Below are 21,202 nucleotides of genomic sequence, written 5' to 3'. Positions count from 1 at the left end.
CGGCGCCCCGGTCCGGGCGTGCCCGGGGTCGGAGGCTCACGGTGGGATGCCGGAGGAGCAGGGCGCCGCGCGTCGGTGGCTGCGGCCTGTTCCGTGATCTGGTGGCTTCGCGTGCGGGACAGCAGGACCGCTGCACTGCCCAGGAGCGCGTTGCGCAGTGCTTCCGCGGCACGATCTTGCTCGCGGAGCAGACGGGGGTGTGCGCTGGTTCCGCGAGCTCGGATGGCGACAGCCGTCGCCTCGGCAAGCCGGTCGAGTACCACGCTGGCGGAGTTCTGGCCGGGCGCCGCGGCGGGATTCAGGGCAGGCACGACCGCCTCTAGAACTGCGGAGTTGGGGGTTCGCCCCGACGGTCGGATCGGGTCGGTAGCGCGGCGCAGGACCTCCGCAGCCTCAGCAGCTCCTGTGCTGGGGGTAGCCAAAGCACATATCGTCAGAGCCGTGGTGAGACGAGGGTTGGTCTCGCTGTTTCGCAGTGATCCCGTGGAACCGGCGGCTGCGGCCGGGAAGAGCTGTCCGGTCAGCTCTCGCAGTAGGGCTGCCGCCTGGGCTGCGGCGTCGACGTCGTGGGGGGCTGCAGCCTGCACGACTGCCCAGTTCGCGAGGATGTGCTCGTGTCCTCGGGCTACCGAGATGGCTGTTGGGACTGCCTTGGTCGTGGCCAGTGCCTGAAGTTCACCTCTGAAGGCCTGGGATGCTTCCCAGTTTCCTGCGTGTGCCCGGGCTCTGCCGATGCTGGGTTGTAGGGCGGGTTGCGCGAGGCGTGTCCAGGCTCGCGCGGCACGCTGCCAGTGTCCTTCGTCGGGGAGTTCGCTGCCGGGGAGCCTGGCCAGGATCCAGTCCGCCTCGGCGATGAAGAGCGGATGGTCTGCTGGGGCCGGGCCGGTGTAGCCCCGGCCGGCGCACCCTGCGCAGTGGTCCGCGGACTGGTCGGCGGCGCCGTCCCCAGCCGGCCTGTTGCCATTGTGCGTGGCTTGCCCGCTGCCGTCACAATCCGTGCAGGCGGCAATGCCGGCTTCCGTACGAGCCATGGACAGCAGGCTCCGCGGATCCGCGAGCATCGTGAGGCTGGCCTCCGGCCCTACAGATCTGACCTCCGCCATGAGCGTTGGCGCAGGGCCGGACGGGCGGTCGGCAGCAAGCCACCACTGCGCAGCCTTCAGCGGCGACTGGGTTTCTTCCTTGTCGGGCAGGACGTAGACGATCGCGCCGTTGTCACTCACGCTCGGTCCTCCATGGCCACCTCAGCATGCTGCGGGACTAGAACCTCGGTCGGGCACTCTTGCGCCCGACCGACGCAGGAGGCCTGGGCGCCCGCATCGCTGGTCTGCTGGTGCCGTCGCCGTTCGCAGCGCGCATAGTCTTCATCGATCAGCGCGGTACGCGCCTGCTCCCGGCTGATGGTCATCTCAGTGCGGGAAAGCAGGTGCTGGTCTTCCCTGCTAGTGGCAGCGACCCATGCAACGCGTTCCAGCTCCTCCAGCCGTCGGCGCGCCAGCACCTTCAGTCGCTCTTCGGCCTTCGGGTCCCGTTCACGGCGTGCTCGGATCACGCGGCTGGCTGCTGCCGCCAACTCGAGGGCTCGTGCGTTGAGAAGGTCCACGGTGACGTCAGCGGGACCTCTCGGGCTATTCAGGACATTCTCAAATTCGGTCAGACTATCCATCAGTTGACCTCTGCCAATGTCTGCGTACTGCCCGAGGCCCATAGCGGGCGCGAGCCACAAGGGCTCTTCATTCGTCGCTTCTTCAGCGGGCGGGAAGCCGACGCTGCCCAGCGGAGATGGTTCCGCAGCAAGTTGGTCCAGGTAGGCGTACGCGGCGCCACGCAGGCCGGGGGGTGCACTGTGATGCGTTGCCGCAAGTGTGACCGTGGCCAGGTCGAGGAGGTCCTGTCCGGTCCAAGGATGCCCCGCCTGCTGGACTGCCTCTGCGAGGTCATCCAGCTCCCTGGTGGCACTGAGGGACACCGGTCCATGCCGTTCATCAAGAAGGTTCTGCACTGCGGGATGAATCGGCAGGCCAGTCATGCGATGCCAAGAGCGTGCTGCCTCCTGCCAATCTCCCCCGTCGAAAGCTCGCCAGTCAGGGCCGCAAGACTCCAACCAAGTAGTGGCCGCGGCCACGTATTTCTGAGCGGCGCTGGAACTCGTTTTTGCCTCTGTTGCGCTCCGGTCGAGGTGTGCCTGAAGGTCGCGCTCGGCTGCAGCATAGAGTTGGTACGCGGCACCCACCCCATGGTCCCAGACCACTGAGAGGGGTTCGTCCCGCCGTGGCGAGAGCCTCACCGCCGGGCAGGCGTCCAGGAGGAGCCGCGTCGCAGTTTCAAGTGCTGGTCCGCCCGAGGGACAGCTGATCCCGGCGAAGGGGTGAGCCGCCGGGCCATTGCCTAGCACGAATGCGGTCATAGGCTGTCCTCCTCTCATCTGACCAGAAAGCGATAGGCCCGTGGAGCGCAAGGCCCAGCTCGGATCTTGGAGGCGCAAGGTTGGCAGCTCCGAGGCCGACTGTTCCCGGAAATCCGAGACGATGAGGTTTGCATCCCGTGGGGCGGGCAGATCCCATGCCTCGCTCCCGCCTGGCGGAACGGGTACGCATCGTGGTCCCTGGAGACGGGCACAGACAAACGGGTAGCCGCTATCCCCTCACGAAGGCCCTCCGTTTCCTGAACCCTGGTGCGTTTGTCGACGAAGGCGCGAGCTGCCGCAGGTCGTCGGCGGCCCCTGCGTGAGGGAGCTGGCAGCCTCATCCAGAGCCTTGTGACCAATCGCTGCGGCTTGCCGCGGATCCCCGGTAGCCATAACGAACCCGTTCTGGCGCCGGCCGCACCGGGACGGGGACTGCGCGGCACCAGAGCGAGGTCAGCCAGCCGGGGCCGGGCGGCGCGGTGGCACAGCGGATCAGCAGCCCCGTGAGCACGACAGCGGCCTCCGCCAAAGACGAAGGCCGCTGAGCGCACTCACCGGGGCGGCGCCCCGGGTACCGTTCTGTTGTCGACGCAGAACGGAGCTTCAGTATGCCCGAAGACATGGACGCTCACATCGGTGCGCGCGTTAGGGTCGCTCGCAATGCGAAGGGGCTCACCCTAGAGGAGCTGGCCGGGCTCCTCGGCCGCACTGGGGACTGGTTGGGCAGGGTGGAGACCGGGCGGATCCCACTCGACCGCTATTCGCTGATTACCGACATCGCAGAGAACTGCGATGTTGACGTGGTGTGGCTGCTCGGTCAGCCGTACCGGCTCCAGCAAAACGGCGGAAACATCGCCCACTCCTACATTCCGGCCATGCGGACCAGCATGCGCCGGTCCGGCCTCATCCTCTCCGGCCACCCGGGGCTGACCCCGCAGGGGATTCCAATCCCGCTGGCGGAGGTGCGGACAAGGTCCCGCCAGGCCAACGCCGCTAGGCAGAACGCGGACCTCCCGAAGGCCGCCATGCTGCTGCCCGGCTTGATCGAGGACCTGAACACCGCCCTGCTCGTCTGTGACGGCAGCGACCGGGAGCAGGCGCTGCGGCTCCTGGTGGACGCCGCCCGCACGGCTCGGATGGTGCTGAACCAGCTCGGCTACCCGGACTTCGCTTGGTCCTCCGCCGAGGTTGCCGCCAACGCCGCGACCCAAGTTGATGACCCGCTGGTGAAGGCACAGGTCGCTTGGGACCGCTGCGGTGCCCTGCTGCATCAGGCGTCGCTCCCCGAGACCGTGGCCGTCGCCGAGGCGGCACTACGCGATCTGGAACCGCTTGCCTCAGCTCGTCAGCCAGCGAACGAAGTTCTTTCACTTCGGGGCGCACTGCACCTGCGCTGCGCAATTGCTCACGCCCGCGGGTCCAGGGCAGACGATGCCTGGGCACGTGTTGACACGGCCCTGGAAGACGCTGACCGCCTTGGTGCGGAGTGGTACGACCTCGACGCGCACACCGTATTCGGCAGGGGCACCGTCGCGGTACACGCCGCCGAGGTCGGCGTCGAGATCAACCAGCCTGACGCGGGACTGTCCAAGGTACGTAACGTCTCCGTGGAGGACGTCCCCAGCAAGGAGCGGAAGATCCACTATCAGATCGACAAGGCGCGTGCTCTACGGCGCATGAACCGGTTGCCCTCCGCCGTGATGACGCTGAAGCAAGCATCGGTTGAGGCGCCCTACTACGTGAATTCTGATCCGATGGCCCGCGCCCTGGTCAAGGACCTGGCCGGCGTTGGCGTTCCGTCGCAGGCGAGCGTTCTATCGTCCCTGGTACGCAGCATGGAACTGGTGCATTAGCGTCAAACGCCAGTCCTGCGGCGGGGGTTGAAAAACTACCCGGAAAATTCTTCCGGGTCGCGGGCGGTCTCTTGGTCCATCGTGATGTGTCGTCGCTGACGACACATCCGCAAGGGGATCGCCATGTCGCCGCAGCTCATCAACACTCAAGACGCCGCCGCCTGCGGTGCTGCGTACACCAGCATCTTTGGGTGGTCGATCGCCCCTGGGCATAGGCACCGGCCCAGGGGCGGCTGCACGTGCGGCGAGTCGGGCACCTGCCCCGCATCCGGCGCGCACCCGCTGCCTGGACCGCTGATCCCCAGCCCGGCGGACGGGCTGGCCGCAGAGCTGAATGCTTCGCCCGGGGCCGCGCTGATCGCCCCCACCGTTCCCTTCGATGCCCTTGTGCTGCCGAAGTGGAGCGGTCTCTCAGTTGTGATGCGGCTCGATCGCGACGGCAAGGCCGTGCCGTGCATTCTGTACGGCGAGGACAAGGCCGTGCTGCTTGTCCTACCGGCCACCGGCCGCTACGCACTGCCCGAGGGCACAAGCCCCTCGACCGTGGAGGTCCGGTCCGGCCCCGAGCAGTGGGTCGCCCTGCCGCCTTCCCATGGCATGCGATGGGAACAGCCGCCGTGGCACGACCAGACCCACCACCCGCTGCCGCTGATCCATGGCAAAGACCTGCTGGCTCCCCTGGCACAGGCCCTCCGAGCGACAGCCGAGCCCAGTGGAGCACGGCTGTGAACGTCAGCGACCAGACTCCAGCCGCGCCGCCCCTGCCCGCGCACGAGGGTGTCCAGTTACGGGCGTTCCTCGGCGTTCGCCCAGTAATTCGCGAGCATCTCTGTCGGCCAGGCAGGCTGGTACACGGGGCCGCGCGGCAGCATCTCTTTGAATACGGCCACGAGATCGACGATCGGTGTGCCGTCGTCGGCGTCCAGGTCCTCCACGTACAGGTCCAGCCCCTCGACGCGCAGCAGGCGAGGGTACGAGACCGCGATGCGGGCGGGGCGTCGGTGATTGTGGTGCACGTACGTACCGGTGGCCGGCCATTGCGGGTTATCGCGGGGGCTTCGTGCGTGAAGAGCGACATCGTCAGGCGATCCGCCGTGGAAGTACCAGACGACCTGCAGGTGGGAAAACTCCTCGATTCCCTGCAGCGTTTCCGCGGGCGTCTTGCCGTTCAGACGGATGATCGACTGGACCCCGCCCTTGTAGTCGTCGAGGCGGCCGGCGTGCCCGCCGACGACCGTTGCAATCACCGGCACTTGGATGTGCGCGTCGAACACGTACTGCCCTTCGTCGGGGCCAGGAGACCACTGCTCCTGAGCCGTTCTGGCGCTCTGCAGTGTGCGTCAGACTACGTTGCCGAGTACCGCACGGGCTTTCGCGTCCAATTCCGTGACGTGGCTGCCCGCACGGTTGCGGAACGGGCTGAGGGCACGGCGCATCTGTACGACAGTCTCCCGGGCCCGTCCGGACTGCACTCCGGTCATGGCGTCCAGCGCCCGATTCCATGTTGCGCACGCGGCATCGAGCTGGCCTTGCTGAATCTGGACTGCTCCGAGGTAACCCAACGTCACGGAGTGGGTCCGCTGGAACTGCTTGCGCCTGGTGCGCACGCTGTGCTCGAACTGCTGCTCGGCGCCCTTGAGATCGCCGAGGTCACGCAGCGCCGCGGCGGTCTCGTGGGCCAGGCTGGCTTCGCCGAAGAAGAACACGCGGCTAGGTTCGTCGTCCCCCTCCGAGGCCTGGCTGAGGTCGCTCTCGGCCTTGAGCAAGGTGGCCAGGGCCGCCTTCTTCTGACCTGTAGCGGCCAGGCCTCGCGCGTGGACGACCCCCAGCAAGGCTCGCTCCCGCCAGGATGCGTTGGTGTAACGGCGGGCGGACAGCGAGTCTTCGGACAGACGCACGGCCTCGACCGGCTGGTTGAGGTCTACGGCCTGGTGGGCCATTGCCCGGATGATGTGCCCGGCCAGCGGTGCGTCCCCGGCTTCCTCGGCGAGCTGCGTGGCGACACGGAACCACTGCAACGCCACCATGTGCTCGCCGGCGTCGAAAGCGGTCCAGCCGGCGAGGTAGGCCAGTTCTCCTGCTGCCGAGCTCATGGCCCTTCGCACGTTTTCGGAGCTGTAGCGGCCGGAGAGAAACTCGGCGACTTCGTTATGAAGATAGGCCACGAGGGCGCTCCGGCCCACGCCTCGGCCGCCGCGCTGCTGGTCGCGGCGGGAGAAAAACGCCGCCATCTCTTGGACGTTTTCCACGTCCTGGGCGGTGACCGTGTGGGCCGAAAGCGGCTTGCGGCTGCGTGCGCGTTCGGCCGCCTCCTCCCACCACAATTCGTTGGGCAGTGCCAGGCCCGCAACCGAGTATGCCGAGTTGACCAGCACCCGCCGACGATCCATGTCCATGTCCGTACCCCCGAGCGTCACCAGCGTCGTCAAGGTGTCGACGCTCCACTCGGGCGGCTCCAGCTCGGTCCCCGACTCGGGTGCCAGGCCGATGTCGGCGAGCGTGACGACGCGGCCAAGACCACGCGAGAGCGTCTCGCACAAAATACCGGGAGTCCGTCCGCTGGGCTTGGTGCCACCGATCCAGCGGGCGATGTGCGACTGGGTCACGTTCTCCAGCTCGGGCACGTTGTTCTCGGCCGCGACCTGGCGCACCCGGGATGCCAATCGTGCCTGTGGCAGCCCCAACTCCTTGATTACAGCTTCAAGTCTGACGTTGCGCGTGCGCCCCATGGTGCGCCCCTGTCCCCGAAACGATCTTTCATCACTTTCATTGGACCCACGTCCCCGACGGGATACCAACTGGCCCGCAGACGCGGTTCTCTCGTGAAGACGATATTCCTCCAACGCCCCTGCGGTGTCGGGGAATCGGCCACCTCATGCATACGCGCTCGGGCTGTGGCCAAAAATCAGCCCTTCGCTATCCGGCCAGAAGGAACCGAACGTGCACTACCTGACGCGGAGAAGAGCCAGCGGCTGTCGGCCGCATGCCGTCGTCGAGCACGACGGCGCGGTCCGAGGAGCGTGCGCAGTGACCAAAACACCAATCAACACCCTCGCAAGTGCAAGGGGCTTGACGAAGCCATCGGAGGGCGAGACACCACGCTGCTTCCAAACCGCGGACGCTTTCCGCGCCGACCTGGCCTCCATCCCCCCGACGCGCCGCAAGCTGCGCGCCTTCCTGTGTCGTTCGGGGCTGGGGGAGATCGCGGACATGGCTGCCCTGCTCTCCACGGAGCTCCTGGCCAACGCCGTGACGCATGGCTGCAGCGAGTGCCCCCCGATGACCGAGGTCACCATGACAACGACGTACGACGGCCAGCGACTGCGCCTGGCGGTCCACGATCCGTCCGACAACCAGCCTCGCCTGGGCTCGGCTTCCGAGGACCAGGAACACGGGCGCGGCCTGCTGCTTGTGGCTTCCCTCGCCGACCGGTGGGGAGTCACTGCGAACGCCGACGGCACTGGAAAAGCGGTCTGGCTGGAACTCGAGTACTCCTCCTCCCAGAGCGAAGAGGACCTGTGAGCACCCTCAGTCCGGCAGTCGCCACGTCGTCCTTCGGCCGTTCGTCGCATGCCCTCAGCCGTCGTATCGCCGTGCCGGCTCCCCCTTCGCCGGGCGATGACAAAGTCTCCGTTCTGGTGCCGCGCCATCCCCGTCCCGCTGCGGCCCGGCACCAGAACGGGCTCGTTCCCCTGGCACACGACCACGACAGCAGCGTGGGCGGACACGCCCGACGAAGGACCTGCGGATCACCAGGCTGCCCTCTGCCCTGATCGCCGTGGCCCCCGCCGCGAAATGCCGCTCTGCCCCATCCGACCGACGGGATTCCCGTCCTAACCGGAGAGCTGATGATTCCCCTGCTGACCACGCGCCATGCCTGGCGGATTCAATCCGGCGAGACTCCCCTCACGCCCACACTCCCCCGCGACTTCGACGTCGTCCGCGTCAGCATGGGTCTCGGCATGGCTTCGATCGACACGATGCTCGACGCAAGCCGCGAGGTCGGACCGCTGCTGTGCTGCATCACCCACCGCGTGCTGCTCGTCCCCGTCGGATCCGGAACCGCTGACCGGTGGCTGGCACCGCATTCCTCTTGCAGCAGCGGCCCGTCCTTCCAGTGCCTCACCAGGGGGTATCAGCCGGCCTGTCGAGCCCGATTCTGGCTCAGTGTGCCCGGGCCAATGGCGGCCGCAGTCACGGAGCCGGCGGGCCTTCACGAATCGCTCAGTCAGACGCGGGCCCGGATGCGGCGGATCTGCGGCACGCGTGGGCGCGAGGCATGCCATGCCTGACTACATCACGATCGCCCAGGCCCCCGTCACCACCGGCCGCCGTCTCCGAGCCCGCGCCTCGTACACCTCGAACCAGGGAGTTCCCCAGTGAAGCCGCCGACGCAGCGCACCGTCGCCCTCGTGCGCCCGACCGACTCAGCACCCACGCAACAGCCTTCTGGAACCGAGGCCGAGCATGGTGCAGGCGCACAAGGGGTCGTGCGCGGTGTCCCGGTCCCCGTTCCGGACGAGGCGCCGTTCAAGCTGAGTGCCGTCTTGACCTGGCCGCTGTCCGGGGAGACCGCGCGGAACCTGGTACTCGGCCAGCTCCGCAAGATCGGCTGGGGCGGCGACGAGGACGCGGCGGGCAGCGTAGCGGACGTCCTCACGACCAACGCCGCAGCACACGCGGCGCCCCTGGACTGCGACGGGACCCCGCTGAGGCTGGTCATTCTCCCCAACAGCCAACTCCTCATCGAAGTCGACGACGGAACTCCGGACTTCCCTGACTTCGACAAGGTCGTGGAGGGTGCTCCCGCGGGGCGCGGCCTGTGGTGGGTGAGCCACTGCCGAGGCCGGCTGACCCACTACCCCCTGCTGGACGAGCAGGGCGAAACGGTCGGCAAGACCGTGCAGGTGCTGCTCCCGGTGTCGCGGGAGGAGGTCGCGTGACCCCCACATCGGTATCGCACCGCCGTGGCCGTCGACGCCGCACACAAGCGGAGCGCTACATCCTCGAACAGGTGCGAGCAGCCATAGCGATGCCCCTCGTCTTCCTGGCGGCCCTGCTGTGCGTTGCCGCCCTTGCCTGGCAGGTGGCGGACCTGTCGGTGGCTCCGCTCCTGCTCGGTCTGGCGTTCGGCGTAGGTGCGGCTGCAATCCTCGGAGCCCTCCGTGCTCGGGCGGCTGCCGCCGCCCTGCAGCGGGCACGGGAAGCGGAACTCACCGCCGTACAGCAAGCAGGGGCGGCGGGGCTGCAACGGATCACGGACGCAGGAAATGCCGTCGAGAAGGCTTTGCTGTGGACGGCCGACGAGCTGTGCCGAGGCGGACGGCCGCGGGTTCCCGACAGTCTCCCGCCGATCGAGGGCGAAGGGCCGGTGGCGGAACTCGAAGGACTGCTGGCAGAGGTACAAGTCCAGGCCGTACAGGCTCTGCTCCGCGTGCACGACGAATCGCAGCTGGCTGTTCTCGTGGGGCTTCTCCACCATCTGTCACGGCGTGAACACGCCTTCATCAAGCGGGCCTTGGAGGCACTGGACGAGCTCGAGGCCCTGACTGATGACCCGGAGCTGCTGGCCAAGGCCTACGAGATCGACCACTTGGTGACGCGGATGCGCCGCTTGGTGGAGAGCAAGGCGGTGCTGGGCGGCGACTCACTGCGCAGCGAACGCCGCCCGGTGCCCGTCGTGACGGTACTGCGCGGCGCCGTCTCAGAGGTGGAGCACTACTCGCGGGTCGCCGTGGCGGCGAGCACAGTCGGAGCCGAGCTTGCTCTCCCCGGGCACGTGGGGCCCGACCTGTCCCACCTGGTGGCTGAGCTGATCGAGAACTCCTGCACATTCTCCGACCCGAACACGAAGGTGCACGTCCGGGCGCAGCCGGTGTCGACCGGCCTGGCGATCGAGGTCGAAGACCGCGCGATGCCGATGGACTGGCAGGATCGGGAGAAGCTGAACCAGCTCCTGGTGGCGCCGGAAAAGGTTGATGTCAGCAGCCAGCTGCGCGAGGCGAAGATCGGCCTCCTCGTAGCCGCGAAGATCGCCCACCGTCACGGTATGTCGATCAAGCTGTCCGAAAACGCGACGGGCGGCACCACGGCCCTCGTGGTCGTACCGGCCAAGCACCTCGTCCCGGTCGAGGCTGAAGAGGTCCGCCCGGCCCGCAGGGCAACGACAGCCCCGGCTCCCGGCCGGCCGTCGCCCGCCGCTCTGCCCTCTCCTCCGACGTCTTCGGAGGCGGGAGTGCGAACACCGCCCGCACTCGACGTTGAGGCACGCCAGGCACCCGCCCTGGCCAGTCCCGGGCATTCCGCAACTCCGCCGCCGCTGCCGCAGCGCGTCCCCGGACAGCTGCGCATCACCGACCCTGGTGACCGGCCAGGCCCGCCCGCGAGAGCAGCCCGAGCGAACCTCGCCGCCGCGTTCTTTGACGGCCAGAAGGCTGCGCAACCCCAGGAAGACGCCGCAGCCGAACCGCCGCAGCCGTCAGGTACGGGCGAACCCCCGGCCAGCCATCCGTAACCCCCACCCCCGCGGCCTGCCCTCGCAGGCCACTGATTCCGCATGGAGCGAATTCACCGTGACCACTCCAGACCTGAGCCCCCACAACGGCGACGACAGTGCGACAGCTCCTCCGGTCGACATGAACGACCACCAGAAGAAGATGGCCTGGCTGCTGAAGCAGTTCGTTTCCCAGATCCCGGGTGTGACGCACGCCCTGCTTGTATCGCGAGACGGCATCAAGCTGCTGGACAGCGACATCCACCCGGACTGGGCGGACCCGTGGGCCGCCGCCTTCTGCGGCTTGGCCTCGCTGGCGCAGAACATCAAGGGGCCGCGCGGCGAAAAACTGCCGCCCTCGCAGATGATCATCGACCGAGAGGACTGCTTCTTCTTCCTGCAGTTCGCGGGCACGAGTGCGGTCTTCAAGAACCATCCCGGCAGCTTCGGTGGCACGGTCGAGACCGTGCTCGGCGTGATCACCGAGCCGGACGCCGAAGTCAGCACCGTGGGATACGAGATGCAGAACCTCGTGAACAAGTTTGCGCCGTTCATGGTCACCCCGGTCCGCCAGGACGTCTGATGAGCCCGGACAGGCAGCACACCGCGTTAGCAGCCAGGACCGACGCGGACACTTCCTCGTTCGTGCGGAACTACACGTTGACCGGCGGGCGCACCCGTCCCCGCTACCCGCTGAGCCTGGAGACGGAGCTGGAACCCGGCTCCGGCAGACCAGGCCCGGGCCTGCCCGAGGAGTGCCGGCAGATCCTGGCCCTGTGTCAGCAACGGCGGCGCTCGGTCACCGAGCTGGCCGGCACGATCCGCCGGCCCGTGGCCACCGTGAGGGTCCTGCTCTCGGACCTGCTGGATACGGGCGCCTTGGTAGTGCCCGTGACGAATGGCTACACCGAGCCCGCTGATAATTCACCGCTCGGGCGGCGCCCGACCCGACAGTTGCTGGAGGCACTGAGTGTTGGCCTCGCCAAGTTGTCCGATGAACCCCCCTACCCCAAGGCCGGCTGAGCCGCTGGCGCCCGCTGATGCGGGCGCCCGGCTGAGGCAAGTCAGCGGGCCTGTGGGCCTGAAGATCCTCGTCGCGGGAGGGTTCGGGGTCGGCAAAACCACGTGCATCGGCGCTATCAGCGACATCGAGCCGCTGAACACCGAGGAGTACCTGACCCAAGCGAGCGCCCGCACCGACAACCGGGCGGGCGTGGAAGCGAAGAACACGACCACGGTGGCCTTCGACTATGGCCGCAAGCGCTTCGAGCCACCGGACGTGCCCCAATCGCTGGAGCTGCACCTGTTCGGCACTCCAGGCCAGGACCGGTTCGTGGATCTCTGGCACGACCTGTCCCGCGGGGCGGTCGGCGCCGTAGTCCTGGCCGACACCCGCCGTTTGGACAGCAGCTTCGCCGCAGTCGAGTTCTTCGAGCAGATCGGCCTGCCGTTCATCGTCGCCGTCAACAAATTCGACGGCGCCTACCGCTACCCCGAACACGACGTCCGCCAAGCCCTCAAAGTGGCGGACGACATTCCCTTGGTGACCTGCGACGCGCGCGTAACCACCTCGGTCGCGAAGGCCTTGCTCAGCCTTGTCCGACACGCCCTGACCAGTGCCCCGACCGGCCCCGCCCACCCCACCGACACCGTTCTACAGGACGCCTGATGACGCAGAACTCCCACATCCACGTGCCTCCGTTCACCGGCCCCAATGCCCGCCTCCCCACACGGAGTGAACGCGGCCCGATCGTCCCCCATGCCGGTGCGATCCGCACGGGCAGCGAAGTCCAGGCCGAGGAGGAGGCCCGCCAGGCCCTGATCCAGCGCCTGGGCGTTCCCACCCACCCGCATGCGTTCTACGACCACTTCGCCACCCAGATGGCGGAGGCCTCTGGCTTCCTCTACGGGATGGTCAACCTCTTCCTCGAGGAGCAGACCTTCATCGGCCTGCACAACCCGGCAGAGGACAGCGGCCACCCCATCATCGGCCGCACCATGAGCCGACGCGACGGCTGGTGTCCCGATGTGGTCCGGCGCAAGAAGGCGCTGCCACTCCACGACGTCCGCGCGTCCCCCCGCTTCTACGGCAATCCCGTCGTCGACGCCGTCGGCATTCACGCCTACTTCGGCGCCCCCTTGATCCACGAAGAGACCGGAATCGTGCTGGGCACGGTGTGCATCATCGACCCCGAGCCGCGGCTCCTCACCGATGCCCGCGGCTTCAGGGACATCGTCAAGAACACCGGCGGCACGGTCATGAAAGAGATCACCGCCGCCGCGCCACAGTCCTGATCCTCAGCCACCTTCACCCGGGCTACCCATAAGCGGATCCGGCCGCACCCAATTTGCGACCACCCAAGGGAGAGGGACCGACCATGCCGACCACGATCATCCCGAATCTCGCCCCCGAACAGGATCTGCTGTGGCAGGAAGCCGATGCTTTCGCCGCAGAGGAGATCGCCCCCCGCGTGGCGGGCATGGAGGACAACGCTCATCAGGTTGAGCGCGAAGTCCCACAACTTCTCGCCGGCCGCCGCTGGTTCGGAGTGACGATCCCGCACTCCTTCGGTGGGCTGGGCGCCGGCCACGTCGCCAAGACGATCCTGATTCACCGCTTGTCGAAGGTGTCCGGGGCCGCCGGCACGATCCTCCAGGCCGGTCTGATCCCGGTGGCCGCTCTGCAGCACTTCGCCACCGACGAGCAGCAGGCGTACTGGCTGCCACAGGCCGCGGAGGGCACGGCGCTGCTGTCGATCGCGGTGACCGAGCCGGAGACGGGCGGCCACATCGGCGGCATGGAGACCGTCGCCGAGCGCGACGGCAACGAATGGGTAATCACCGGCAGCAAGGTGCACATCGGCAACAGCCACATCGCTCACCTGCACGTCGTCATCGCCCGCACCGCACCCGAAGGCACCAGGTCGTCGGAGTCCCTGACGGCGTTCCTCGTCGAGCACTACCGCAAGGGCCTGACCGTCCAACCTCACCGGCCTGGTCTCGGCCTCCATGGGTTCTCCCGCGGCCGTCTCGACTTCGACCGCGTGCGCGTGCCCGACGCCAACCGGCTCGGCCAGGTCGGGCAGGGCATGGACGTGGCCAAGAGCAGCAGCATCCTGTGCGGTCTGCCCAATCTCACCGCCGTCAGCCTCGGCCTCCACGAAGCGATGGTGGAACTCACCCTCCGCTACCTGCAGGAACGCCGCCGCTACGGCGGCACTCTGGCCGACCTGGCGGTTGTGCGGGACCGCCTCGGGGACATGCAATCCAGGTTCGATGCCGCCCATGACCTCGCCTACCAAGCGGTCAGCATGCTCGACCAAGGTCGCTCCTGCGACCCGAAGCTGGTCACCGCCAAGTACAAGGGCCACGCATGGGGCGTCCGCTCCGGGCAGGACGCCATGGAGCTGCACGGCGCCCGAGCCCTGGATGGCGACTACCCCTTGGAACGCCTGTGGCGGGACATCCAGCACACCTACGCGCCTGCCGGAACGGGCGAGTTCCAGCGAATACGTCTCGCTCAGACCGCCCTGGGCGAGACCACCCCTCAGTGGTCCGAGCTCTTGGGCAAGGCCAGCGCCATCCATCTCCGCCCCGACCCCACCCCCGCCTGACTCCCCGCGCGTGGCGGCGGCCGACCCCCCTTTCGCAGCGGCCGCGCGCGGGTTCCCCGCCCTGCCGCCGGGAGCAACCCCGTCTCCCGGCGGCAGGGCCCACCAGACACACCCACACGAGAACGGTCGAGAGGAAGCCCGCCATGTGTCGGCACGAACCGCCCTGTCCCTCCGCCCACGCACCCGACGGCGACGCGGCTGCCGTAACGGCGCGCAGTGACGCTCAGGGATGGGTGCTCCTGTGCAACGGCATCGTGCGTTTCGACGACACCGGCGAACTGCTCCCGGATGGTCGGATCATCGCCCCCCACCGGCCCACTCCCTCGCTGGTAGCCGCATGAATACTGCGACCACAGCGGTCCGCGCGATCGCCGACGTGACGACTTCGGTGGCCGAGCCGTTGACGCTGGAGCTCCGGCCCCCAGCCGAGGCGTACGACTACGAGCACTACCGGAACCGGCTCGCCGACCCTTTGGTGCTGGCCAACAGCTTCGCGGTCTGCGTCTTCCGAGCCCCGCTCCTGGCCGTCGCTGTCGGAGGCCCCCGCCGTGGCGGCTACCTCTCCGTGACGCACCGAGAGGTCGGCGAGTCCATCCGCGGCTTGCTCCTCGGGCAGCCCGGTTTCTGGGGCCTGCGGATCTACCTGTCGCCGTGGCCGGACACCTGCCACGTCCTGCGATGGGGCCACGAGCCGCCGCACGACGGCGACGACGCTGCCCTAGGCCGCTTCTACGGGTACAGCCCCGCCGCCATCGAGACGTACCTCCGCGACCCCAGGGAGGCCGGATGATCCCGCCGCACCTGACACAAACGAGCTCCGCATCGCAGTGCCCCACAGGTCGCGCTCAGCACGCGAACTTCGAAGCCGCCACGAGGAGATAGACGTGCAATGCCTCGACCGCTCTGCCGGTGCGACAACGGAGCTTCTCCTCCCACCCACGAAGACCGTCGGCAGCGGGCTGTTCATCGCCCCGTACGAAGGAGAGTCCCCCGCCGACGTCGAGGTCGTCTTCGACGAGGACGGTCACATCAGGTACGTCGACGAGCGCCCGACGGACCGGGACATCGACGGATTCCTGTGGCAGCGGTGGGGCGGCACCCAGACCGGCCCCCTCCATTGGTCACAGCACTTCCCCGACCGTCAGCGCACGGTGATGGAGCGCCCCCATCACTGCGGGGGGTGCGCAGGAGAACCGGACCACGACGAGCGCGGAACGCTGTGGCTCCTGAACGCGGACCAACAGGCCAAGGCAACCCTGACGTTCCCTCGTGACATCCTCACCGCCACGCCAGCCATGTGCCGTGATTGCGGCAACCGCGCCCTGCGGGCCTGTCGCGTGCTTCAGGCCGGCTTCATCTGCCTGCGGGTCCGCGAGACCGAGCTCGTCGGCGTTCGGGGAATCCTCTACTCCCCTACCTCGGCTCCGCAGACCGACCAGTTTGTTCGCTTCGGCGACGACGCGATCCACCGAGTGGTCGCACGTCAGCTCATGCTGGAGCTGCGCGACGCCGAGCTCGACGAAGACACCCTGTCACCGCCAAGCCACGGAGGACGTGCGCCCACTGCCGTGCCCGGCCCCGTGTGGGGGTGGCACTGATGACCGCCGTGCCCAGGATTGCCCTGTTCGACCTGGACAACACCCTCACCGACCACACGACAGCGTTCGCTCTGTGGGCCACCGAGTTCTCCGGCGCCACCGGCATTCCACTGCCCTGGCTCATGGAGGCTGAGGAGCGGCACGACGGCGCGCGACATCGCTTCTTCGAGGAGATCAAGAACGCCTTCGGTGTGCGTGAGTCCATCGCCGCCCTCCATACCGCCTACCGGCAACATTCCGCCGAACTCGTTCCTCACCGCCCGGAGGTGTGCACCGCCGTTCGCTCGCTGGCGGATGACGGATGGGGTCTGGGTGTGGTCACCAACGGCGCGCCGGACGCGCAGCGGACCAAGCTCCAAGTGGCGGAGCTCGACCAGTATTTCGGCTCGGTGGTGATCTCTGGCGAGTACGGCGTACGCAAGCCCGACCCGGCACTGTTCGGGCTCGCCCTGGACGAGCTCGGAGCCGGCACCGGCACATGGGCGGCGATTGCCTGGCCACGGATGTCGAGGGCGGATTGCGGGCGGGGCTGCACACCGTGTGGGTCGCGGATGAGCGTGCGCGCCGGCCTTCGGACCCCATGCCCACGCGCATCGTGCAGAACGTGGTTGAGGCCGCCGACTGGATTCGCACCGCCGCTCTTTCCCCGGCGCGTGCGCCTGCGCTCATGGCCTAACCCCGGAGTCCCGCATGAAACGCAAGAACGTGTGGCGGGTGGCCACCTTCGTGCTCGCCATCGCTGTGTTAATCCTCGCCGCCGAACTGCACACACCGCTCTGACCAGTGAGACAGACCAACGCACCGCCCGCACCACCACGCGCGACCCGCGCGTGAAGGCCGCCCGCCGCTGAGCGGGCGGCGGAGCCGCAGAGACGACATATCCACGACGGTGGCCCTTCCCCGAGGGTGGGACCACCCACACAGGACGGACATCCATGGCTGGGCGTATCGAGGACTACGCACTCATCGGCGATCTGCAGACGGCTGCGCTGGTCTGCCGGGACGGCACAGTGGACTGGCTGTGCCTGCCCCGCTTCGACTCGCATGCCATCTTCGCCGGGCTGCTGGGCACCGAGGAGCACGGTTTCTGGCGGCTCGGCCCGGCGCACGCCTCGGACGCCCCGCCGCCTACCGCGGCCCGGCGCAGCTACCGCGGCGACTCGCTGATCCTGGAGTCCGAGTGGGACACGCCGCGCGGCACGGTACGGGTGACCGACTTCATGCCGCCGCGTGACGGCGCTCCGCAGCTGATCCGGATCGTGGAGGGCGTCTCGGGCCGGGTGCCCATGCGTTCGGCGCTCAGGATGCGTTTCTCGTACGGCCGTGTGGTGCCGTGGGTGCATAAGCACGAGGGGCGCACGGTCGCCGTCGCTGGCCCGGACTCTGTGTGGTTCGACACGTCCGCCGAGACCTATGGCAAGTCGCTCACCACGTACGCGGACTTCACGGTCGCCCCGGGTGACCGGATCGCGTTCACCATCTCCTGGCAGCCCTCGCACAAGGAGCCGCCGCCGCTGCCGGCGCCGGAGCACTCGCTGGAGGCGACGGAGGAGTTCTGGCGGGAGTGGGTCGAGCACTGCACGTACCACGGCCCGTACCGCGAAGCGGTGATCCGCTCGCTGATCACACTGAAGGCCCTGACGTACGCCCCCACCGGCGGCATCGTTGCCGCGCCCACCACCTCCCTGCCGGAGGAAATCGGCGGCAACCGCAACTGGGACTACCGCTACACCTGGCTGCGCGACGCGGCGATCACCCTGTCCTCGCTGCTGCGCACCGGCTACCGCGAGGAGGCCCGCGCCTGGCGCGAGTGGCTGCTGCGTGCGGTCGCCGGCGACCCGGAGAACCTCCAGATCATGTACGGCATCGCGGGTGAGCGCGAGCTCGGCGAGGCGCTGCTGGACTGGCTGCCTGGGTACGAGTACTCCACGCCCGTGCGCGTGGGCAACGGCGCCGCGCACCAGCTCCAGCTCGACGTGTACGGCGAGGTCGCCGAAACCCTGCATCTTGCCGGTCTGTTCGGGCTCGAGCAGGACCCCGACTCCAGCCGCCTGCTGATCACCCTGGTCACCTACTTGGAGAAGCACTGGGACCAGCCGGACGAGGGCATCTGGGAAGTACGCGGCCCACGTCGCCATTTCGTCCACTCCAAGGTCATGGCATGGGCGGCCGTAGACCGCGCCGTCCAACTCATCGAAGCCGGACATGCCGACGGTCCGCTCGAGCGCTGGCGTGAACTGCGCGCCACCATCCACCACGACGTGTGCGACAAGGGCTTCGACACTGGGCGCAACACCTTCACCCAGTCGTACGACTCGATGGAGCTGGACGCGGCACTGCTGCTCATCCCCCAGGTCGGTTTCCTCCCGCCGGACGACAAGCGAGTCATCGGCACCATCGAGGCCATCCAGCGCGAGCTGGTGACCCCCGGCGGCCTGATCCTGCGCTACCGCACGGCCGGCACCGAGACCGGTACAGACGGCCTGACCGGCGACGAGGGCGCCTTCCTCGCGTGCTCGTTCTGGCTGGTCGAGTCTCTGACGATGATCGGCCGCCGCGTGGAAGCTGTCGCTCTGTTCGACAAGCTGCTCGGCATCGCCAACGACATCGGGCTGCTCGCCGAGGAATACGACTGCGCCAACGGCCGACAGGTGGGCAACTTTCCGCAGGCATTTTCGCACTTCGCTCTCGTGGCCGCCGCACTACGGCTTGTCTCCACGGAAGCGGACATCTCCTGTGGCAAGGCCCTCGTCCTGGATGCAACTGCCTGACCTCACAGCCCGGGCCACACCTGACCGGGCATTGCCCCGCTCCGTTGACCGACGAACAGGACCCCGACCCGTGTCCACCCCACCGCCCTACCGCATGACGCCCGGCCCCGCCCGGCAGGAGGACCGCGACCGGCTCGCCGCCGATCTTGCCTTATGGCCCCAGGCGTGTCCTGCCCTGCGCCCTCACGTAGAAGCTCTCCTCACCCTCCTGCAGCACGGCGACGGCGCCGAAATCGTCACGCTTACCGGCGACGACCGGCTCCTCGCGGCGCTGCACCTGGTACGTGAACCGCTGCTCGTCGACTGGGCCATTCCGACACGCACCGAGCCCAGCCTGATGCTGTGCCACCTCGTGAAGTCGCCGGATGCCCCTGTCGGGGAACCGGTCCTGCGGCTGGTCACCCTGTGGGCGACCGCCTTTGCCGCGCGGCTAGGCAGAAGGTGGGTACGGGGCGAAGTCCCGCTGTCGCCCGGGGAGCCTGCCAACGGGCTGCTGGCTTTGGCGAAGGACACCGGATGGGGGCATGAGAGGACCGTCAGCGCGCCAAGCGGTGAGGTGGCCCTGGTGCAATGCAGGGCCGAACCGCGCCCGCGCCTGGACCTCTTCCTTCATTGCGAAGTGCCCATTCTCCCCGTCCCGGCGGGTCCCACGGCGGTACGCCCGTGACCACTGACACACTCGTCTCCCCACCGTGCGCACCGCAGTGCAACGTTCCCTCCTTGCCCCCTGTCCTGGTCGGCGCGCTGATGCGCCTCTACCGCACGCGCGCCGGACTGAGCGGTCAGCAGGCCGCGGACCTCATCGGGACATCGTCCAGCAGGATCGGCGCACTGGAGCAGGCCAGAGCTCCGATATCGGCCACGACCGCGGCCGCCCTGCTGGGCGCCTGCGGAGCACCCGACCGCGAGGTGCAGGAGGCACGAGCGCTCTTGACGCATCCGGCCCATCAGCACAACCTGGACGGTTTCGCTCCGTCGGAGGCATGGGTGGAGGCTCTGCAGGCCAGCGCTCGGTACGCCCTCGTGTACAGCGCCGGTCCGCTCCCGGCGTCCCTTCTTCCTCTGCCGGACCGAGCGGCCCTGGGCGCTCCAGGCCGGGGCCCGGCGTCCTCACACCGGTGTCGGACGGTCGTACTGCTGCACGAGAGCGTGCTGGAGCGGACGCCCGACGGACTGTCCCGCCTCATCCGGTTGGCCGAGGACGGGGCGATCACCGTGCATCTCGTGCCGGCTCCTCTCGCCGAACCTGTCTCGCTGCTCGCTGAGTTCACGTGCACCGCATGGGGCTGGGACGGAAGCAACGCCCAGCGGCTCCGCCGCCAGGTCTATGTCGCCCGCCATCTCATCCAGGCTCAGGGCGGCGTACACAACGGCCCCGCGGCGGCAGGCCAACGCCAACTGATGGAGGAGGCGGTCCGCAGGGCGCTGCCGTCCCCGTGGAGCCTGCGCCAGCTGCGGCAAGCCGCCCACGCACAACAGCAGTCATCCACCGCGGCTTCCGGGAGCCGCGCTGCCCGGTCGGCGACTCCAGCTCAGGCCTCGGCACGGGGCCGCCGGGCGAGGAGGTCGGCGTGAGCCTCCCCGTGCGCACTGTGTCGGCGGCCCGCCCTCGCACCACTGCCTGATCCCTACGCCCTGTCCTCATCCCACCTCAGCTGGAAGACGCATCGTGATCACCGTGTACGTCCTGAACGAGACGCCCCGCAACGAGGAACTGGCCGAGCAAATCCAACGGATCCTCACAGAGGCGATGCCCGCGGTGGAGAAGGTCACAGGACTGCCCCTGCCGGACAAAGGGACCGTCGACCTCGTGGACCCTGAAGGGCTCGCCAGGGCATGGTGCGCCTTCCTGCGCCGCCAGCTCGCACGCGACACCGCAGAGCTCGACCTCTCCGATCGGCAGCAGAGATGGATCGCCGCTATGCCAGAGGGAGCCCGTATGGCAATGCGCAGATTCTGGAAGAGCGAGATATCCACCCTCATCGCGAACAGCGCAGGCCGCCCGTCGACTCTACTCATCCCCGAGGCCCTGGACCTCCAAGGCCTGACCGCACCGGACCAGCTGTGTGAACTGCTGGTCTACGCCCTTGCCCAGCAGGCACAGGTCGCCGCGTGCGATGGGAACCTCATTCCAGCCCCAGCCTGGCCGCAGGTCCGCGCCAGCAAGAACCTCGTCAGCCTCCTAAGCACAGGCCACGCGCAGTGGACGAGCGACCAGGCGACCCCGCTCATCCTCGGCAAGCCCGTCTCCCGCGACCAGCGACGGAGCCCTCTGAAGGCGGCGCTCCGCGTCCTCGATCTCGGATCGTCCCGGCAGGAGGCCCGCGCCAGAGCCCTTGTCGGACAGGCCATGTCGGCCGTCGGACCGGACACCTTCAACCGCGTGTGGAGCGTGGCTGGCCTGGTCCCCACTCTCGACGAACTCCGGGATCCCGCGCGCTGGATCAAGCGCCTGCCCGCCTGACC

22 protein-coding genes are annotated in these 21,202 nt (G+C 68.3%); 19 read left to right on the top strand and 3 right to left on the bottom strand.

Going from position 1 to position 21,202, the window contains the following annotated elements; all coding sequences use genetic code 11:
- Positions 1-1,219 precede the first annotated feature (1,219 nt).
- On the bottom strand, positions 1,220-2,407 hold the full coding sequence (locus AC5WS8_RS33350; RefSeq protein WP_496107253.1) for a hypothetical protein: 1,188 nt from the start codon (positions 2,405-2,407) through the stop codon (positions 1,220-1,222).
- 608 nt (positions 2,408-3,015) lie between these two features.
- Here AC5WS8_RS33350 and AC5WS8_RS33345 point away from each other — a divergent pair.
- Both AC5WS8_RS33345 and AC5WS8_RS33340 read left to right on the top strand, forming a co-directional pair.
- Positions 3,016-4,260: a helix-turn-helix domain-containing protein gene (locus tag AC5WS8_RS33345; RefSeq protein ID WP_496107252.1), complete on the top strand. Its 1,245-nt coding sequence runs from the start codon at positions 3,016-3,018 to the stop codon at positions 4,258-4,260.
- Between the two features lie 123 nt (positions 4,261-4,383).
- Entirely contained in the window at positions 4,384-4,989 is a 606-nt protein-coding gene (locus AC5WS8_RS33340; protein ID WP_496107251.1) for a hypothetical protein, read from the top strand.
- A 56-nt stretch (positions 4,990-5,045) separates the two neighbouring features.
- On the opposite strand, the gene AC5WS8_RS33335 is transcribed toward AC5WS8_RS33340, so the two are convergent.
- On the bottom strand, positions 5,046-5,534 hold the full coding sequence (locus tag AC5WS8_RS33335; RefSeq protein ID WP_496107250.1) for a TrmO family methyltransferase domain-containing protein: 489 nt from the start codon (positions 5,532-5,534) through the stop codon (positions 5,046-5,048).
- A 66-nt stretch (positions 5,535-5,600) separates the two neighbouring features.
- Positions 5,601-6,989, bottom strand: a complete 1,389-nt coding sequence (locus AC5WS8_RS33330) for an NsdA family TPR-like regulatory protein (protein ID WP_496107249.1) — start codon at positions 6,987-6,989, stop codon at positions 5,601-5,603.
- A gap of 340 nt (positions 6,990-7,329) precedes the next feature.
- Between AC5WS8_RS33330 and AC5WS8_RS33325 the strand changes: the two genes are divergently transcribed.
- From AC5WS8_RS33325 to AC5WS8_RS33245, 17 genes are all read left to right on the top strand, one after another.
- On the top strand, positions 7,330-7,782 hold the full coding sequence (locus AC5WS8_RS33325; protein ID WP_496107248.1) for an ATP-binding protein: 453 nt from the start codon (positions 7,330-7,332) through the stop codon (positions 7,780-7,782).
- 326 nt (positions 7,783-8,108) lie between these two features.
- On the top strand, positions 8,109-8,552 hold the full coding sequence (locus AC5WS8_RS33320; protein ID WP_496107247.1) for a hypothetical protein: 444 nt from the start codon (positions 8,109-8,111) through the stop codon (positions 8,550-8,552).
- A gap of 198 nt (positions 8,553-8,750) precedes the next feature.
- Positions 8,751-9,203: a hypothetical protein gene (locus tag AC5WS8_RS33315; RefSeq protein ID WP_496107246.1), complete on the top strand. Its 453-nt coding sequence runs from the start codon at positions 8,751-8,753 to the stop codon at positions 9,201-9,203.
- Positions 9,200-10,774: a sensor histidine kinase gene (locus AC5WS8_RS33310; RefSeq protein WP_496107245.1), complete on the top strand. Its 1,575-nt coding sequence runs from the start codon at positions 9,200-9,202 to the stop codon at positions 10,772-10,774. The genes AC5WS8_RS33315 and AC5WS8_RS33310 overlap by 4 nt, the downstream gene beginning before the upstream one ends.
- A 58-nt stretch (positions 10,775-10,832) precedes the next feature.
- Positions 10,833-11,336, top strand: a complete 504-nt coding sequence (locus tag AC5WS8_RS33305) for a roadblock/LC7 domain-containing protein (RefSeq protein ID WP_496107244.1) — start codon at positions 10,833-10,835, stop codon at positions 11,334-11,336.
- Positions 11,336-11,776, top strand: a complete 441-nt coding sequence (locus tag AC5WS8_RS33300; protein ID WP_496107243.1) for a DUF742 domain-containing protein — start codon at positions 11,336-11,338, stop codon at positions 11,774-11,776. The genes AC5WS8_RS33305 and AC5WS8_RS33300 overlap by 1 nt, the downstream gene beginning before the upstream one ends.
- A 52-nt stretch (positions 11,777-11,828) precedes the next feature.
- On the top strand, positions 11,829-12,422 hold the full coding sequence (locus tag AC5WS8_RS33295; protein ID WP_496107242.1) for a GTP-binding protein: 594 nt from the start codon (positions 11,829-11,831) through the stop codon (positions 12,420-12,422).
- Complete coding sequence (locus tag AC5WS8_RS33290) at positions 12,422-13,048, top strand: GAF domain-containing protein (protein WP_496107241.1); 627 nt, start codon at positions 12,422-12,424, stop codon at positions 13,046-13,048. Before AC5WS8_RS33295 ends, AC5WS8_RS33290 begins: the two co-directional genes overlap by 1 nt.
- Positions 13,049-13,131: 83 nt before the next feature.
- Positions 13,132-14,367 (top strand): acyl-CoA dehydrogenase family protein, encoded by a 1,236-nt coding sequence (locus tag AC5WS8_RS33285; protein WP_496107240.1) that lies wholly within the window; start codon positions 13,132-13,134, stop codon positions 14,365-14,367.
- Positions 14,368-14,510: 143 nt separating this feature from the next.
- Positions 14,511-14,708 (top strand): DUF5999 family protein, encoded by a 198-nt coding sequence (locus tag AC5WS8_RS33280; protein WP_496107239.1) that lies wholly within the window; start codon positions 14,511-14,513, stop codon positions 14,706-14,708.
- Positions 14,705-15,157 (top strand): DUF6302 family protein, encoded by a 453-nt coding sequence (locus AC5WS8_RS33275; protein WP_496107238.1) that lies wholly within the window; start codon positions 14,705-14,707, stop codon positions 15,155-15,157. The genes AC5WS8_RS33280 and AC5WS8_RS33275 overlap by 4 nt, the downstream gene beginning before the upstream one ends.
- 94 nt (positions 15,158-15,251) lie before the next feature.
- Positions 15,252-15,965, top strand: a complete 714-nt coding sequence (locus AC5WS8_RS33270) for a hypothetical protein (protein ID WP_496107237.1) — start codon at positions 15,252-15,254, stop codon at positions 15,963-15,965.
- Positions 15,965-16,816: an HAD family hydrolase gene (locus AC5WS8_RS33265; protein WP_496107236.1), complete on the top strand. Its 852-nt coding sequence runs from the start codon at positions 15,965-15,967 to the stop codon at positions 16,814-16,816. Before AC5WS8_RS33270 ends, AC5WS8_RS33265 begins: the two co-directional genes overlap by 1 nt.
- 84 nt (positions 16,817-16,900) lie before the next feature.
- Positions 16,901-18,736 carry a glycoside hydrolase family 15 protein gene (locus AC5WS8_RS33260; protein ID WP_496107235.1) on the top strand — a complete coding sequence of 612 codons (1,836 nt, stop codon included), beginning with the start codon at positions 16,901-16,903 and terminating at the stop codon, positions 18,734-18,736.
- A gap of 70 nt (positions 18,737-18,806) precedes the next feature.
- The gene (locus AC5WS8_RS33255) at positions 18,807-19,403 is read left to right on the top strand and encodes a hypothetical protein (protein ID WP_496107234.1); all 597 of its coding nucleotides are present in this window, start codon (positions 18,807-18,809) and stop codon (positions 19,401-19,403) included.
- A gap of 53 nt (positions 19,404-19,456) precedes the next feature.
- Positions 19,457-20,311: a helix-turn-helix domain-containing protein gene (locus AC5WS8_RS33250; RefSeq protein ID WP_496107233.1), complete on the top strand. Its 855-nt coding sequence runs from the start codon at positions 19,457-19,459 to the stop codon at positions 20,309-20,311.
- Positions 20,312-20,405: 94 nt separating this feature from the next.
- The gene (locus tag AC5WS8_RS33245; protein ID WP_496107232.1) at positions 20,406-21,200 is read left to right on the top strand and encodes a zinc-dependent metalloprotease; all 795 of its coding nucleotides are present in this window, start codon (positions 20,406-20,408) and stop codon (positions 21,198-21,200) included.
- The last annotated feature ends 2 nt before the right edge of the window (positions 21,201-21,202 follow it).

Source organism: Streptomyces sp. PTL18, assembly GCF_059510295.1.
Note: the sequence above shows the minus strand (reverse complement) of the source record. Positions and strands in the feature narration are given on the sequence as shown.

Bases quoted from the DNA above. Each gene is read 5' to 3' on its own strand.
- AC5WS8_RS33345 (WP_496107252.1), top strand. From the start codon at position 3,016: ATGCCCGAAGACATGGACGCTCACATCGGTGCGCGCGTTAGGGTCGCT.
- AC5WS8_RS33330 (WP_496107249.1), bottom strand. From the start codon at position 6,989: ATGGGGCGCACGCGCAACGTCAGACTTGAAGCTGTAATCAAGGAGTTG.
- AC5WS8_RS33285 (WP_496107240.1), top strand. From the start codon at position 13,132: ATGCCGACCACGATCATCCCGAATCTCGCCCCCGAACAGGATCTGCTG.
- AC5WS8_RS33260 (WP_496107235.1), top strand. From the start codon at position 16,901: ATGGCTGGGCGTATCGAGGACTACGCACTCATCGGCGATCTGCAGACG.
- AC5WS8_RS33320 (WP_496107247.1), top strand. From the start codon at position 8,109: ATGATTCCCCTGCTGACCACGCGCCATGCCTGGCGGATTCAATCCGGC.
- AC5WS8_RS33300 (WP_496107243.1), top strand. From the start codon at position 11,336: ATGAGCCCGGACAGGCAGCACACCGCGTTAGCAGCCAGGACCGACGCG.
- AC5WS8_RS33290 (WP_496107241.1), top strand. From the start codon at position 12,422: ATGACGCAGAACTCCCACATCCACGTGCCTCCGTTCACCGGCCCCAAT.
- AC5WS8_RS33280 (WP_496107239.1), top strand. From the start codon at position 14,511: ATGTGTCGGCACGAACCGCCCTGTCCCTCCGCCCACGCACCCGACGGC.
- AC5WS8_RS33350 (WP_496107253.1), bottom strand. From the start codon at position 2,407: ATGACCGCATTCGTGCTAGGCAATGGCCCGGCGGCTCACCCCTTCGCC.
- AC5WS8_RS33340 (WP_496107251.1), top strand. From the start codon at position 4,384: ATGTCGCCGCAGCTCATCAACACTCAAGACGCCGCCGCCTGCGGTGCT.
- AC5WS8_RS33265 (WP_496107236.1), top strand. From the start codon at position 15,965: ATGACCGCCGTGCCCAGGATTGCCCTGTTCGACCTGGACAACACCCTC.
- AC5WS8_RS33275 (WP_496107238.1), top strand. From the start codon at position 14,705: ATGAATACTGCGACCACAGCGGTCCGCGCGATCGCCGACGTGACGACT.